13 protein-coding genes and 1 riboswitch are annotated in these 13,574 nt (G+C 62.3%); of the genes, 6 read left to right on the forward strand and 7 right to left on the reverse strand.

Going from position 1 to position 13,574, the window contains the following annotated elements:
• Window positions 1–87 precede the first annotated feature (87 nt).
• Window positions 88–465, forward strand: coding sequence for a DUF4870 family protein (locus IE125_RS13140; RefSeq protein ID WP_189445125.1), 378 nt, complete (start codon window positions 88–90; stop codon window positions 463–465).
• 5 nt (window positions 466–470) lie between these two features.
• Window positions 471–1,430: a lysophospholipid acyltransferase family protein gene (locus tag IE125_RS13145; protein WP_189445126.1), complete on the forward strand. Its 960-nt coding sequence runs from the start codon at window positions 471–473 to the stop codon at window positions 1,428–1,430.
• Between the two features lie 68 nt (window positions 1,431–1,498).
• Here the strand turns inward: IE125_RS13145 and IE125_RS13150 are convergent, their stop codons facing one another.
• The 3 genes from IE125_RS13150 to IE125_RS13160 form a co-directional block, all read right to left on the reverse strand.
• On the reverse strand, window positions 1,499–2,383 hold the full coding sequence (locus IE125_RS13150) for an NAD(P)-dependent oxidoreductase (RefSeq protein ID WP_189445127.1): 885 nt from the start codon (window positions 2,381–2,383) through the stop codon (window positions 1,499–1,501).
• 100 nt (window positions 2,384–2,483) lie between these two features.
• Window positions 2,484–3,362, reverse strand: coding sequence for a pirin family protein (locus IE125_RS13155; protein ID WP_189445128.1), 879 nt, complete (start codon window positions 3,360–3,362; stop codon window positions 2,484–2,486).
• 184 nt (window positions 3,363–3,546) lie between these two features.
• Complete coding sequence (locus tag IE125_RS13160) at window positions 3,547–4,275, reverse strand: SDR family NAD(P)-dependent oxidoreductase (protein ID WP_189445129.1); 729 nt, start codon at window positions 4,273–4,275, stop codon at window positions 3,547–3,549.
• Window positions 4,276–4,406: 131 nt separating this feature from the next.
• Between IE125_RS13160 and IE125_RS13165 the strand changes: the two genes are divergently transcribed.
• On the forward strand, window positions 4,407–5,420 hold the full coding sequence (locus IE125_RS13165; RefSeq protein WP_189445130.1) for a LysR family transcriptional regulator: 1,014 nt from the start codon (window positions 4,407–4,409) through the stop codon (window positions 5,418–5,420).
• Window positions 5,421–5,453: 33 nt separating this feature from the next.
• Here the strand turns inward: IE125_RS13165 and IE125_RS13170 are convergent, their stop codons facing one another.
• Window positions 5,454–6,317: a LysR family transcriptional regulator gene (locus tag IE125_RS13170; RefSeq protein WP_189445131.1), complete on the reverse strand. Its 864-nt coding sequence runs from the start codon at window positions 6,315–6,317 to the stop codon at window positions 5,454–5,456.
• Window positions 6,318–6,436: 119 nt separating this feature from the next.
• Here IE125_RS13170 and IE125_RS13175 point away from each other — a divergent pair, with 119 nt between their 5' ends.
• On the forward strand, window positions 6,437–6,862 hold the full coding sequence (locus IE125_RS13175) for a VOC family protein (protein ID WP_189445132.1): 426 nt from the start codon (window positions 6,437–6,439) through the stop codon (window positions 6,860–6,862).
• 146 nt (window positions 6,863–7,008) lie between these two features.
• On the opposite strand, the gene IE125_RS13180 is transcribed toward IE125_RS13175, so the two are convergent.
• Window positions 7,009–8,292: an MFS transporter gene (locus IE125_RS13180; RefSeq protein WP_189445133.1), complete on the reverse strand. Its 1,284-nt coding sequence runs from the start codon at window positions 8,290–8,292 to the stop codon at window positions 7,009–7,011.
• A gap of 169 nt (window positions 8,293–8,461) precedes the next feature.
• Here IE125_RS13180 and IE125_RS13185 point away from each other — a divergent pair, with 169 nt between their 5' ends.
• Window positions 8,462–9,364, forward strand: a complete 903-nt coding sequence (locus tag IE125_RS13185) for a LysR substrate-binding domain-containing protein (protein ID WP_189445134.1) — start codon at window positions 8,462–8,464, stop codon at window positions 9,362–9,364.
• Window positions 9,365–9,419: 55 nt separating this feature from the next.
• A riboswitch (TPP riboswitch) is annotated at window positions 9,420–9,549 on the forward strand.
• Between the two features lie 121 nt (window positions 9,550–9,670).
• Window positions 9,671–11,560, forward strand: a complete 1,890-nt coding sequence (gene thiC, locus IE125_RS13190) for a phosphomethylpyrimidine synthase ThiC (RefSeq protein WP_189445135.1) — start codon at window positions 9,671–9,673, stop codon at window positions 11,558–11,560.
• A gap of 43 nt (window positions 11,561–11,603) precedes the next feature.
• On the opposite strand, the gene IE125_RS13195 is transcribed toward thiC, so the two are convergent.
• Entirely contained in the window at window positions 11,604–12,542 is a 939-nt protein-coding gene (locus tag IE125_RS13195) for an agmatinase (protein ID WP_189445136.1), read from the reverse strand.
• Between the two features lie 58 nt (window positions 12,543–12,600).
• Window positions 12,601–13,560 carry an arginase family protein gene (locus IE125_RS13200; RefSeq protein ID WP_189445137.1) on the reverse strand — a complete coding sequence of 320 codons (960 nt, stop codon included), beginning with the start codon at window positions 13,558–13,560 and terminating at the stop codon, window positions 12,601–12,603.
• Window positions 13,561–13,574: the final 14 nt, after the last annotated feature.

Raw genomic sequence — 13,574 nt, forward strand, 5'->3', positions numbered from 1 at the left:
AACTAGGCAGGTGGACAAGCCGGGCTGGAAAGCCACGCCTCTCGGCGGCAAAATGCGGGCAACCGCAGAGACGACGAGAGGAATGGCATGACCCAACCGAACGAGACGGTCGTGGTCGAATCCAATACCGAGGCAAGACGGCCGGATACGACGCTCGCGCTGGTCGTCTACGCCTTGCTGCTGGGGGTGTTTATCACGGGCATTACCCCGGTGATCGGCGTCGTGATTGCCTACGTCTATCGTGGCAACGGTCCTCGCTGGCTCGATGAGCACTACCGCTACCATATCCGCACCTTCTGGATCGGCCTGCTTTACGCCTGCATCAGCTGGGTGCTTGCGTTCGTCTTCATCGGCTTCGTGCTGATGGCGCTGCAAGCTGTCTGGCTCATCGTGCGCTGTGTCAAAGGCTTCAAGGCACTGCAGGAGCGCCGCGCGCCCGACAACATCGATAGCTGGCTGTGGTAAACCGCGTGTCTCCCAAGCCATCCCGCAAGAAGTCTGCCCGCAAAAGCCAGCGTCTACAGGCGCAAGGAGTCAATTGGCTCTGGCGCTTGCTCTCCGGGCGCCGGCTCAAGACGCTGTGGTGGCTTGCCGGCTTGTCGAGTCGCGTGCTCTACGCGATCTCTCGGCGAGAGCGCCACGTCACCCGCCGTAATGTGGAAGTCGCCTACCCCGAAGACAGCGCCGAGCGGCGCCGCGAGCGAGTCCGCGAAAGCCTGCGCCACTCCGCGGCGACCATGCTCGAACTGGGTTTCGCCTGGATCGGTGCTCCGGAGAAAATCGAAGCCTCGATCGTCAACGTCCACGGCCGCGAACTACTCGACGACGCGCGCGCGGAGAATCGCGGCGTGATCGTGCTGGCCCCGCATTTCGGCAACTGGGAGGTGCTCAACTTCTGGCTATCGAGTCACTTTCCGTTCACTGCGATGTACGAACCGCCCAAGATGATCGAGCTCGATCCCATCATCCGTCACGGTCGGGAGCGCATGGGGGCGGAGCTGGTGCCGACCAATCCCCGCGGTGTGGCAGCCCTGCTCAAGGCGCTCAAGCGCGCCGAGGCCGTCGGCATCCTGCCGGATCAGGAACCAGGCTGGGGCAGCGGCGCCTTTGCCGATTTCTTCGGCCGCCCGGCCTACACCGCCACGCTTTTGCCCAAACTGGTCGCCAGGACGCAGGCACGCGTGGTCACCGGCGTGGCAAGAAGAGTGCCGGACGGCAAGGGCTTCGAGATTCACTTCCTGGCCGCGGATGAACGCGTCTACGACACGGACGAAGCCATATCGGCCGCCGGCGTCAACGCCTGCGTCGAGAGCGCCGTCGCCCTGGACCCGGCGCAGTATCAGTGGGAATACAAACGCTGGAAGAAGACGCCGGAAGAGCAGCAGAAGACGCCCGGCTATCGTGAACGGCGCCTGTACACGCGTCGCTGACATCCCCCACTGCGCGTCACCGCCGTGCCAGAATCATCGGTTTAGCGCGGCGTCAGTGCCCGACAGGCTCAGCGCTTGTCGAGATGCGCGCGACCGATCGGCGTTTCTGCGAGCGCTGCCCAATCCTTGTCGCCATCGCCGCGGGCCAGGGCTTCGAGCAGACTATCGCGCACGATCCCCCCAAAGGGTAACGGCACCCGACTATCGTGTGACGCCTGCATCGCGAGCCCCACGTCCTTCAGCCCCCAGGCCATTTTCATGCCCGCCGGCGTATAGCTCGCTTCACGTATCATCTTGCCGTAGCCCTGATAGGCGGGTGCCGCGAAGAGCGTGCTGGTCACGATGTCGAGGAAAGTATCGCGGCCAACACCGTGAGCCTCGTTCAGTGCGCAAGCCTCGCCCATCGATTCGATCGCCGACGCCAGCATGAAGTTGGCGCCGATCTTGACCACGTTGGCGAGCTCCGGCGCCTCGCCGACGGGCCAGACCTTCTGCCCCATCGCTTCCAGAATCGGCGTGATGCGTTCGACCACCGCCGACTCCCCGGCGGCAATGATGTTGAGTTTGCCGGCCGCAGCGACATCCGGCCTTCCGAGCACCGGGGCCGCGACGTAGTGCGATCCCAGCCGCTTGTGCAGGGCGGCTAGCCCTCGTGCGAATCCCACCGAAACCGTTGCCATGTTGATATGTACGGCCTGCTTGCCGAGCGCCTCCAGCGCGCCGGATTCCACCAGCGTCCCGTGAACGATGCTGTCATCCGGCAGCATGGTGATCAGTATTTCGCTGGATTTAGCCAGCTTGCGCGGCGACTCCGCGGCTTTCGCGCCCTTGGCCTCGAGCTTTTCCACCGGCGCTTTCGAACGGTTCCAGACCGTGACGTCGTGACCGGCCTCGAGTAGTTGGCCGACCATCCCTTGCCCCATGCCACCGAGGCCGACGAATCCAATTTTCATGCAGTTCCTCCTTGAACGCGGATGACGAGCGAGAACCGCGGTATGCGCTTCCCGCTCTCATAGGCTAGAACCGATCGCCGGTCACACAAGCGTGCGGTGGCTATTGAGACAAACCACCGAAGCGCCCAGCCTGATAGTCCTCGATCGCCTGCATGATCTCTTCGCGGGTGTTCATCACGAACGGGCCGTGGGAGAAGACCGGCTCATCGATCACCGGCGCATGCCCGAACAGCAGCCGCGTCTCCCGCTCGGCGACCAGCTCGACGCTATCGCCGTCGCGCTCCAGCTCGACCAGCTGCCGGGCCCCAGCGGTATCCTCGCCGATGCGAATCTCTCCCTCCACGACGTAGAGAAAGACTTGGCGACCAGCGGCGGCCGGAGCGCGTAGCGTCCCACCCGGGGGCAGCGTCACTGTCGACATGAAAACATCGGTGAGCGTTTCGACCGGCCCACGGCGTTCCGCGAACGTGCCTGCGATCAGTGACAATTCACCGCCATCATCAAGCGCAATCTGCACAATGGACTCGCGCTGCAGCCCGAGATAGCGGGGCTCGCTCATCTTCAGCGCCGACGGAAGATTGATCCAGAGCTGAAGAATCTCGAGCGGACCGCCCTCACGCAGGAACTCGGGCGGCGATATCTCGGCGTGAACGATACCGCTGCCGGCGGTCATCCACTGCATGCCGCCAGCACGAATGACACTTTGATGATCGGCGCTGTCGGCGTGAGCCAGCGACCCTTCCAGAATGAACGTCACTGTCTCGAACCCACGGTGCGGATGCGGCCCGAACGGTAGCCCCCGATTGTTGGCCTGGTAGGTCTGGGGCCCGTGATGGTTGAGAAACAGAAACGGATCGAGCTGGTCGAGCCCGGGACCCGGCAAGGGCCGGCGAGTGACAAGATCACCGATATCGTCTCGAATGGCCGCGTGCAGCGCGATGATGCGGCGCGGCGCGGAAGAAGCTCCAATAACTGACATGACAGACTCCTCGAATCAAGTTGCCGTCAGCTTAGAAGCCTGGGTGCTCAATGAGGAGCGAATTGTTTGCCGTCTATCGTTTGACGCATTCGTCGAAAACGACTTGAGCTACTGCTTGGCGTCTTTCCCTGAGACCGGCGTCAGAAAATGCTCCTCGATGCCGATCAGTTTCATCGTGATCCCCTCACCACGGCACCGTCTTGCCGAAGCGGTCGAGGTATTCGAGTCCGGGCCGGCTCATCTTGTCGAGCAGCACGTCGACCATGGGCGGCACCGCTTCCTCCATCGTGTAGGGTGCTTCATCGCCCCCCAGGTCCGTGCGAATCCAGCCCGGCGCCAGGACCGCCATGGCGCGAACCGGCTCGGTCTCGCGTGCGGCAAAGCTGCGCATGAACATGTTGAGCGCCGCCTTGCTGCCTCGATAGACCTCGCGCATGCCCTTGTCATTGTTGGCGATACTGCCCTGACCCGAGGACATCGCGCCGAGCAGCCCGTCGGCCGGTACCAGATCCTGCAGCGTCTCGATGACGCGCATGGGACTGAGCGCGTTGGTGACCATCACCTGGTTGAACTCGTCGGTGGAGACCTTGCCGATGTGGATGTGCTGATCCTGGGTGGTCGTGCCGGCGTTGACGAACAGCAGGTCGATCGTCCGGCCATCGAGACGGCCACGTAGCGCCTCGATCTGATCCGGCGCCGTGATGTCGAGCGTTTCGATCTCGATGCGATCAGGGTGCTCTTCTGCCAGCGCGTGAAGCGGCGTCCGTTTCGCCCCGTCACGCACGGTGCCGATGATTCTCCATTCGCGTGTCGGTGAATCGCCGCGCGACAAAAGTTCCGCGGCGATTGCGTGCCCCAGGCCCCGCGAGGCGCCAACGATCAGTGCCGTGCGATGATGAGATGAAGGCTTCATGGACGTTCTCCTCTTGATGCGTTCATTACCCAGCATGGAAGCGGTGGCCAGAATGCACCAGACGCACGATGTGCAAACTATTATTGCACCAGGCGCTATTCCGTAATCGGAAGCTCGGCTATGGTGAGCCGATGAGCGATATCGATCTGAACCTGCTAGTCGCGCTGGACGTGCTGCTCGAAGAACAGAGCGTGACCGCCGCGGCGAAACGCCTGCGCTTGAGCCCCTCGGCGATGAGCCGCACGCTGAAGCGCCTGCGCGACACCACCGGCGATCCGCTGCTGGTTCGCGCCGGACGTGGTCTGGTGCCAACGCCGCGCGCCATCGAACTGCGGGAGCGCGCCCACGTGGTGGCGCGTGAAGCGAAATCCCTGCTGAGCCCGGCGCGCGGAACGTTCGACACCGCCAGCCTGGTGCGCACGTTCACGCTGCGCGCCAACGCCGCGTTCATCGAGCGCTTTTCGGTGTCGCTGATTACGGCGATCCGCGGCCAGGCGCCGGGGGTCAATCTGCGCTTCGCGCCAAAACCGAGCAAGACTGTGGAACCGCTGCGCGATGGCGAGATCGACCTCGAGATCGGTGTCATCGAGACGAATGCCCCAGAGCTGATGATTCGCGGGCTGTTCGAGGACCGCTTCGTTGGCGTGGCACCTCACGATCACCCGATTCTGACCGGCGATGCGACACAGGCTCACTTGGCGAGCTGCCGGCTGGTGCTGGCGTCACCGAACGGCGAATTCAGCGGCCCGATGGCAAGCACACTCCAGGCGCTCGGGCTGGCACCGCCGTTTTATACCGTCGTCCCGACCTTCGCCGATGCACTGCGAATCGTTGCCGGCACCGATCATGTGACGATCGTGCCCGACTCCTGCCTACCGGACACGTCTCGGGAACTCGAGAGCCGCAGCCTCAAGAGGTTTACGCTTCCCGTGCCGACCCGACCATTCCGGATTTCGGCACTTTGGCACCCGCGATGGAACGCTGACCCCGCGCACCGATGGTTTCGTGAGAGCGTCATGGGGCTTGTGCGGGCCCCCGAAGCCGGGCTGGCTCAAGCCCCCGAATCCGGGCTGGTCCAAGCCCCCGGAGCCGGGCTGGCTCAAGCCCCCGAATCCGGGCTGGTTCAGACCCACGACACAGATTAAGCCCACCTCTTCAGGCCGAACGTCTCGAGCCACTCACATCAGGCTGAGGAGTTCCCGTTCGATGATGGCGACCAGCGGAGACTGCTCCGGCGGCAGACGCGATATCAACACCAGCTCTCGGAAGAAGGTCTTCTCACCCAGCGACAGCACGCGGACCGGACGAGGGTCTCGGCGCTGCCATAGTCCCGTCAACGGTAGCAGCGCCACGCCGAGTCCGTGCTCGACCATACCGGCAATGGCATCGATCTCGTCGAGTTCGAGGCGAATATCGGGGCGTAACCGGCGCCCTTCGAGAAATTTGACCACCTGACGGCCGCCGAATGAGCCCCGGTCGTAGAGCACCAGCGGATGGGTCTCGAGCAAGGTATCGACGCTCTCTCCCTCGCTATCGAGCGGTGCGATCAGCACGAACGGCTCCCGCGCGATGACGCGAGTGTGGAGATCCGCAGGCAGCGCAAACGGGGGCTGCACGACGACCGCCATGTCCAGATCGCCCTTGTCGACCTGATCGAGCAGCGCCAACGAGACGCCGGGCACGACACGCGTCATCACACCCGGCGCTTCCCGCGCCAGCGCGCTGAGGACGATAGGCAGCGTACCGCTCTGCAGGCTCGCGATCGCCCCGAGATGCCACTCGCCCACCAGTGAGGTCTGATCCGGATGACGAATGCGCTCGGCCAGCATCAGCATCTCGTTGGCCTGAGGCAGCAGGCGCCGACCCGCGGCATTCAGCTTTACCGCCCGCCCCGTACGCTCGAAAAGGGGCTCGCCGATATCGGCCTCGAGATTGCGGATCTGGGTGCTGACCGCCGATTGTGTCAGCCCCACCGCCGCGCCGGCGGCCGAAAACGTGCCGTGTCTGACCACGGCCAGAAAGGTGCGCAGTTCTCTGAGCATGAAAGAGGGTCGCCAAAAGAATCCATTTTATTTGATATCAGACAGCAATATTATGCGCTTTTCATCGAAATGTTTCGCGCTCAGAATGCGTTCATTCATTCGCACTCGAGGACACTCCAATGGCGCTCTCCCCTTTTCACCTGGCGATTCCGGTTTACGATCTGCCTGCGGCACGCAAGTTCTACGGCGAGACGTTCGGTCTAAATGAGGGTCGCTCGAGTGAGCACTGGGTCGACTTCGACTTCTACGGACATCAGCTGGTGATCCACGAACATCCGATCACTTCGACTCAGGAAAGCACGCACACCAACGCGGTCGACGGTCATAACGTACCGGTTCCGCACTTCGGTATCGTACTGAGCTGGCCGGAGTGGGAAGCGCTGGCCGAGCGTCTGAAAGGCTTCGGTACCGACTTCGTGATCGAACCCTACATCCGTTTCAAAGGTGAAGTCGGCGAACAGGCCACCATGTTCCTGCTCGATCCGTGTGGTAACGCGCTGGAATTCAAGGCCTTCAAGGATATGGGTCAGCTCTTCGCCAAGTAATGCCAGAATCGATGCGCATCCCTAGCGCTTCGGTTCTCTCGTCGCATCAACCCCCGCGTCTCTCGACGCATTGTCTTGCCGCCGTCTACCCCTCGGCGGCTTTTTTGTGTCTGTCACTCGCGACTTTCGAGAGCGGAGAAGACGACTCACGCCAGACGCCTTAGGTGCAGCGCGCCGACCGCCAGTGCCGCCAGCAGTAGCACGGCAATAAACGCGGCCACACCGTGCCAGCCGCCCCAGTACCAGAAGGCCCCACCCAGCGTGCCGGCCACGCTCGAACCCAAGTAGTAGCTGAAGAGATAGAGGGAAGATGCCTGCCCTTTGGCCTGCGTCGCGCGCTGGCCCACCCAACCGCTGGCGAGCGAATGCGCAGCAAAGAACCCGAAGGTGAAGATCAGAATGCCGATCAGGATCAGACTGATTGGTGAAAAGAGCGTGACGGCGAGTCCCACCAGCATCATCACGATGAACAACCAGAAGATACGCTGGCGTCCGTGTCGATCCGCCAGTGAACCCGCCCAGGCCGAACTCCAGGTACCCGACAGATAGGCGATCGACAGCACACCGACCAACGCTTGGCTGACACTGTAGGGCTCGGCGAGCAGCCGGTAGGCGATATAGTTGTAGAGCGTAACGAAACCGCCCATGAGCAGAAACGCCTCGAGAAACAGAAACGGCATACCGCGATCCCGGAAATGCACGGCAAATCCCGAAAGCACGTTGCGCCAGTTGAGCGGCCGCGGCGTGAAGTGCTTCGACGGCGGCAGCCAGCGAATGAACAGGACAGCAGCAACCAGCGCGACGATACCGATGACCGCGAGTGTCCAGCGCCACGGCACCCAGTCGACCATGACACCGCTGATCAGGCGTCCGCTCATGCCACCGATCGAGTTGCCACTGATATAAAGCCCCATCGACAGACCGACGTAGCGCGGGTCGATCTCCTCGTTGAGATAGGTCATCGCCACCGCGCAGAGCCCCGACAACGACAGACCGACCAGCGCTCGCAGAACCAGAACGCCCGACCAGCTGGGCATTGCTGCCGCCAGCAGACTGAAGATCGCCGCCGCCAGCAGCGCCACTGACATGACTGATTTACGCCCCAGCGCATCGGAAATCGGCCCGGTTATCAGCAGCCCCACCGCGAGCATGCCGGTTGCCACCGACAGCGACAGCGAACTGGTCGCCGCGTCGATATCGAATGCCTCCGACAGGATCGGCATCAACGGCTGCACGCAATAAAGCAGCACGAACGTCGAAAACGCGCCCAGAAAGAGCGCCAGCATGGTCGGACGATAGCCCGGTTTACCGCGTTCGATGAAGCCGCTTTCGATCACTGCCGCTTCCTGCTCCAGCTGCTGATTGGCGGCGTGAGCGGAAGAACTCTGCAGTGACGACGAACTGGACGTGGAGTTGGTGTGACGGGACAACCCGAATCTCCCGATGGTGGCAGGCGCCCTACCGGTAACGCCATGAATGAAAACCGCTGAATGAATGCTCTCTAGATTACGCCGGTCCAGATTATCGTTCTAATATATTGTTCGACGTTTTTGATATGTTTTACGACTTCACCATACCCCTCGCGCGGAAAGACGCTCCATGGAACTACGCACCCTGCGCTACTTCGTGATCGTCGCGGAAGAGCTGCATTTCAGTCGTGCGGCGGCCAGGCTGGGTATATCGCAGCCGCCGCTCAGCCAGCAGATTCGAGCGCTGGAGGACGAACTCGGCACGCGCTTGTTCGAACGCACCAACCGACGCGTCGTGTTGACGGAGGCCGGGCGGCTACTGCTCGAGGAAGCGAGAGAGATTCTGGATCGTGCGGAACGCGCCTCGCGTCTGGTTTCCCGACTCGGACAGGGAGAAACCGGGCAGCTGCGTATCGGCTTCACCACCTCCGTTCCGCTCACGGCCACCCTGCCACGCAGCCTGCTGCAGTATCGCGCCCGCTACCCCGACGTCGACCTGCGCATGCACGAGCTCAACAGCCAGCGCCAGATCGCGCCGCTGATGGAAGGAGATCTCGATATCGGCATCATGCGCCCGGCAACGCTGCCGGACGCGCTCTCGGCCTTTACGTTGGCTCGCGAGCCGCTCGTTGCCGTCGTCAATGATCAGGGGCCGCTTGGCGGCAGTAGCGAGCCGCTGACTCTGGCCGAACTGGCCGATCACCCGTTCGTCTACTTCTCGCCGGCGGCCGGAACCGGGCTGCTGGAGCAGTTTCATGCCCTGTTCGCGAGCCGCGGGCTGACCCCGACACTGGTCCAGGCGGTCGGTGGTCCCAATACCATCATCAGTCTCGTCGCCGGCGGATTGGGAGTCTCGCTATTGCCGGCGTCGTTTCGTCACATCCAGCTCGATAACGTGCGCTACCGACCGATCAGCGACCCGGATGCCGTCTCGGAAGTCTGGCTGACGCATCCGCGCCAGCGCCTCACGCCGCAGGCCGAGCGGTTTCTGGCGTTGATGCAAGCAAGCGTGGAAGCAGATAACGACTCATAGCCCGCGTCTTGACCCCGGCTCACCGCTCGATAGACACTGGCTGCGGCAATCATTTGCCAGCTTGACGGGGTGCCGGTGGAACCGGCTGAGATCGTTCTGCGCTATCTGACCAAGAGAGCGCCACGGCGGATCCCGACGAACCTGATCCGGCTAGTACCGGCGTAGGGATCAAGCGGAGACCGTCTTCCAGAGTCTCGTTCAAATTGCGACTCTACCCGTGCTCCCTCCCCCGCGCTGTGCGCCGGCCTGACCCCGATCGCCTTGGCCAATACGCCTGGCGAGTCATGCCACGGAGCACAACCGAACATGAAATCTCCTCAGTTTCTCTCCGATACCGCGCGCGTCGACAGCGCCGCCATCGCCCCGCTGCCCGCCTCGACGAAGATTTATGTCGAAGGTTCACGTCCGGATATCCGCGTTCCCATGCGCGAGATCGCGCTATCGCCGACTCAGACCAAAGATGGCCTCGAAGCCAACGCACCGCTCACCGTCTATGACACCTCCGGCCCCTACACCGATCCTGACGCCGAGATCGACATCCGCCTTGGCCTGCCGGCGCTGCGCCGCGCCTGGATCGACGAACGTGACGATACCGAGTGGCTCGACGGCCCAAGCTCGCACTACGGCCGGCTGCGCGCTGAGGATCTGCGCCTGGACCCGCTGCGTTTCTCGCTCAAACGCACGCCGCGGCGGGCGCGCATGACAGAAGAAGGCCAGAGCGCCAACGTGACTCAACTCCATTACGCCCGCCGCGGTATCGTCACGCCGGAGATGGAGTTCATCGCCATCCGCGAGAATCAGCGACGACGTGCCGATCAAGCTACCGACAGCGATCCCATGCTTTCGCATCAGCATCTGGGCCAGTCCTTCGGTGCCAATCTGCCCGGCGAGATCACTCCAGAATTCGTGCGTGACGAGGTGGCTCGCGGGCGAGCCATCATCCCCGCCAACATCAACCACCCCGAATGCGAGCCAATGATCATCGGGCGCAACTTCCTGGTGAAGATCAACGGCAATCTGGGAAACTCGGCGGTCACGTCTTCCATCGAGGAGGAGGTCGACAAGATGACATGGGGGATCCGCTGGGGCGCGGATACCATCATGGATCTCTCCACTGGCCAGAATATTCACGAGACCCGCGAGTGGATTCTGCGCAACTCGCCGGTGCCGATCGGCACGGTGCCGCTCTACCAGGCGCTGGAGAAAGTCGACGGTGTTGCCGAGGATCTGACCTGGGAGGTCTTCCGGGACACGCTGATCGAGCAGGCGGAACAGGGTGTGGACTACTTCACCATCCACGCCGGCGTACGCCTGCATCACGTGCCGATGACCGCCGACCGCGTCACCGGTATCGTCTCTCGCGGCGGTTCGATCATGGCCAAGTGGTGCCTGGCGCATCACGAAGAGAGCTTCCTCTACACGCACTTCGAAGAGATCTGCGAGATCATGAAGGCCTATGACGTCTCGTTCTCGCTGGGCGACGGCCTGCGCCCGGGCTCGATCGCCGACGCCAACGATGCCGCGCAGTTCGCCGAGCTGGAGACGCTAGGCGAGCTGACGCAGATCGCCTGGCGGCACAACGTTCAGGTGATGATCGAAGGCCCCGGCCACGTACCGATGCAGCTGATCAAGGAGAACATGGACAAGCAGCTCGAATGCTGTGACGAGGCGCCCTTCTACACCCTCGGCCCGTTGACCACGGATATCGCACCGGGCTACGACCACATTACCTCCGGCATCGGCGCGGCGCAGATCGGCTGGTACGGCTGCGCCATGCTCTGCTACGTCACGCCCAAGGAGCATCTGGGCCTGCCCAACAAGGACGACGTCAAGACCGGCATCATCACTTACAAGATCGCCGCCCATGCCGCCGATCTGGCTAAAGGGCACCCGGGTGCCCAGCGCCGCGACAACGCGCTGTCGAAAGCGCGCTTCGAATTCCGCTGGGAGGATCAGTTCAATCTCGGCCTCGATCCGGATACCGCCCGGGCCTATCACGACGAGACGCTCCCCAAGGACTCCGCCAAGGTCGCCCACTTCTGCTCGATGTGTGGGCCGAAGTTCTGCTCGATGAAGATCACCCAGGAAGTGCGCGAGCGCTTCGGCACGGCAGCCTCGAACGAGAAAGAGGAGGGGCTAAAGGCTCAGGCGCAGCGGTTCCAGAATGAAGGTGGCGAGCTCTATCGGGAAGTGTGAGCAACAGGTTCAGCGATGGCGGCAACTACCATCGCTGATTCGCTCAGGCAGCGATCTCGCGCGCCTTGAGGATATGCGCCATGAAGTTGAGCATCGTTAGCGCAGCGATGCGCGTGGTGGAGTTGGTCGGGTCGTATTGTGGTGCGACCTCAACCATGTCGAACGCCACGACCGCTCCCTTTTTGGCGATGCCTTCGAGAATCAACTGCAGCTGATCGTAATCCAGGCCACCCGGCATCGGCGATCCCGTGCCCGAGGCAATGGAGATATCCAGCACGTCGATATCAATGGTGACGTAGGCATGCTCGAAATCAGGAATCTGCCCCAGAATCTCCTCGATGCGACGCTCTTTGAACTCCCTCGCCGTGATCAGACGGCTACCATAGCTACGCGCATCATCGTAATCCTGCTTGCCGCTGCTACCCATGCCGCGCAATCCGACCTGCACCATGTTGCCGATGTGGTTCATCTCCGACATCCGCCGCATCGGACTACCATTACCGTGACGTTGCCCTTCGCGGCTGTCGGTCCAGTCGAGATGGGCATCGAGCTGGATGACAGTGAGACCATCGAAGCGGTCGAGCCCTCTTCCCACACCGATGGAAATCGAGTGATCCCCGCCCATCACGGCGGGAATCGCGCCACTGGCCGCGATCCGGCGCACATGTTCGGCGATGTTATCCAGCGAGCGATCCAGATCCCCCTGGATCAGATGCACGTCACCGCAGTCGACGATCTTCAGTGGCGCGGCGAGATAGACGTCGTCGCGCTCAGGGTCGTAGAAGCCGACATCACCACGACCATACTGTGTCGAGGCTTCGCGAATGCGTCGCGGCCCCAGCCGGCAACCGGAAAGAAAGCCCACGCCCACGTCACTGGGTACACCCAGCACAGCGATATCGGCATCTAGTGCATGGGTATCGGTACAGATCGGATATTTGCCGAAGGAGCAGATGCCTTCGATGGGCAACGCAAAATTCATGGCCATTCCTTGTAATTCGTCAGTTGTCGTTGAATGCACGGCGCGAGTCACGCACGTGTTAGTTGGCGAGTTCGCTCATGCGCACCTTGGCGAGTCGATATCCCATCAACTCCACCAGCACCTGCGCGCCAAGATAGGACGTCGCACCGGTGGCAACGTCGAGCTGAGGATTGATCTCCACCAAGTCGAAACCGACCAGATCGAAGCGCGCCACGATCGCCTTCAGCAGCGACCGCATCTGGCGGTAGTCTAGTCCGTCCGGCTCACCGGAGACGCAGCCGGGGACCAGCGACATGTCGAAGGCGTCGATGTCGACGCTGAGATAGACGCTGGCATCGGCAGGAATATGGCCCAACCAGTCTTCGATCGCGGTTTCACGAATCTCGTCCATGCCGACGATGCGATTACCGGCGGCCAGGGTGTCGCGATACTCGGCCTCACGAATACGCAGGCTGCGTGCGCCGATATGGGTGACACTCTGGACCTGAGGAAGATTGGAGATGTGCCGGAACGGTTGACCGTTGGTGTAGGTCAGCGTGTCGGTGATCGGCGCGAAATCAAGATGCGCATCGATCTGGATGACATGTATCGGGCGCTGGAACGCACTGACTACCGGAAAGCTGATCGAGTGATCCCCGCCCAGCACCACCGGAATGGCATCGGCCGCGAGCAGCACAGCGACCGCTTCGGTAATATTGTGATGTGTGGCAGCGACATTGACCGGCACCACATCCACGTCGCCCGCATCGACGATGGCACGGCCAGTGACGGCATCGGTCAGATAGGTCCGATCACTAGTCATGTCGTAGTAGCTTTGGGGAGAAAACCGCAGGGAGTGTTCTCTCAACGAGCGCGGTGCGAAGCGTGCCCCCGGCATGAACGGCGAAGCTTCATCGAACGGAATACCCAGCACCGCCATGGCATCAGTGGGAATCTCTCCGCCAAGAGCGCACAGGTCGGCGCGAAGGAAGGTAGGAATGCCGCAGTAGGCGCGGTTTGTTTTCGTGGCATCGAACATGTTGGATCACGACC

This window comes from Salinicola rhizosphaerae (genome assembly GCF_014652715.1).
In the GTDB taxonomy this organism is placed as follows: domain Bacteria; phylum Pseudomonadota; class Gammaproteobacteria; order Pseudomonadales; family Halomonadaceae; genus Salinicola; species Salinicola rhizosphaerae.

What these genes read in the sequence shown, in the direction of transcription:
- IE125_RS13140 (WP_189445125.1), top strand. Translation starts at nt 88, where the DNA reads ATGACCCAACCGAACGAGACGGTCGTGGTCGAATCCAATACCGAGGCA.
- IE125_RS13150 (WP_189445127.1), bottom strand. Translation starts at nt 2,383, where the DNA reads ATGAAAATTGGATTCGTCGGCCTCGGTGGCATGGGGCAAGGGATGGTC.
- IE125_RS13155 (WP_189445128.1), bottom strand. Translation starts at nt 3,362, where the DNA reads ATGTCAGTTATTGGAGCTTCTTCCGCGCCGCGCCGCATCATCGCGCTG.
- IE125_RS13160 (WP_189445129.1), bottom strand. Translation starts at nt 4,275, where the DNA reads ATGAAGCCTTCATCTCATCATCGCACGGCACTGATCGTTGGCGCCTCG.
- IE125_RS13165 (WP_189445130.1), top strand. Translation starts at nt 4,407, where the DNA reads ATGAGCGATATCGATCTGAACCTGCTAGTCGCGCTGGACGTGCTGCTC.
- IE125_RS13170 (WP_189445131.1), bottom strand. Translation starts at nt 6,317, where the DNA reads ATGCTCAGAGAACTGCGCACCTTTCTGGCCGTGGTCAGACACGGCACG.
- IE125_RS13175 (WP_189445132.1), top strand. Translation starts at nt 6,437, where the DNA reads ATGGCGCTCTCCCCTTTTCACCTGGCGATTCCGGTTTACGATCTGCCT.
- IE125_RS13185 (WP_189445134.1), top strand. Translation starts at nt 8,462, where the DNA reads ATGGAACTACGCACCCTGCGCTACTTCGTGATCGTCGCGGAAGAGCTG.
- thiC (WP_189445135.1), top strand. Translation starts at nt 9,671, where the DNA reads ATGAAATCTCCTCAGTTTCTCTCCGATACCGCGCGCGTCGACAGCGCC.
- IE125_RS13195 (WP_189445136.1), bottom strand. Translation starts at nt 12,542, where the DNA reads ATGAATTTTGCGTTGCCCATCGAAGGCATCTGCTCCTTCGGCAAATAT.
- IE125_RS13200 (WP_189445137.1), bottom strand. Translation starts at nt 13,560, where the DNA reads ATGTTCGATGCCACGAAAACAAACCGCGCCTACTGCGGCATTCCTACC.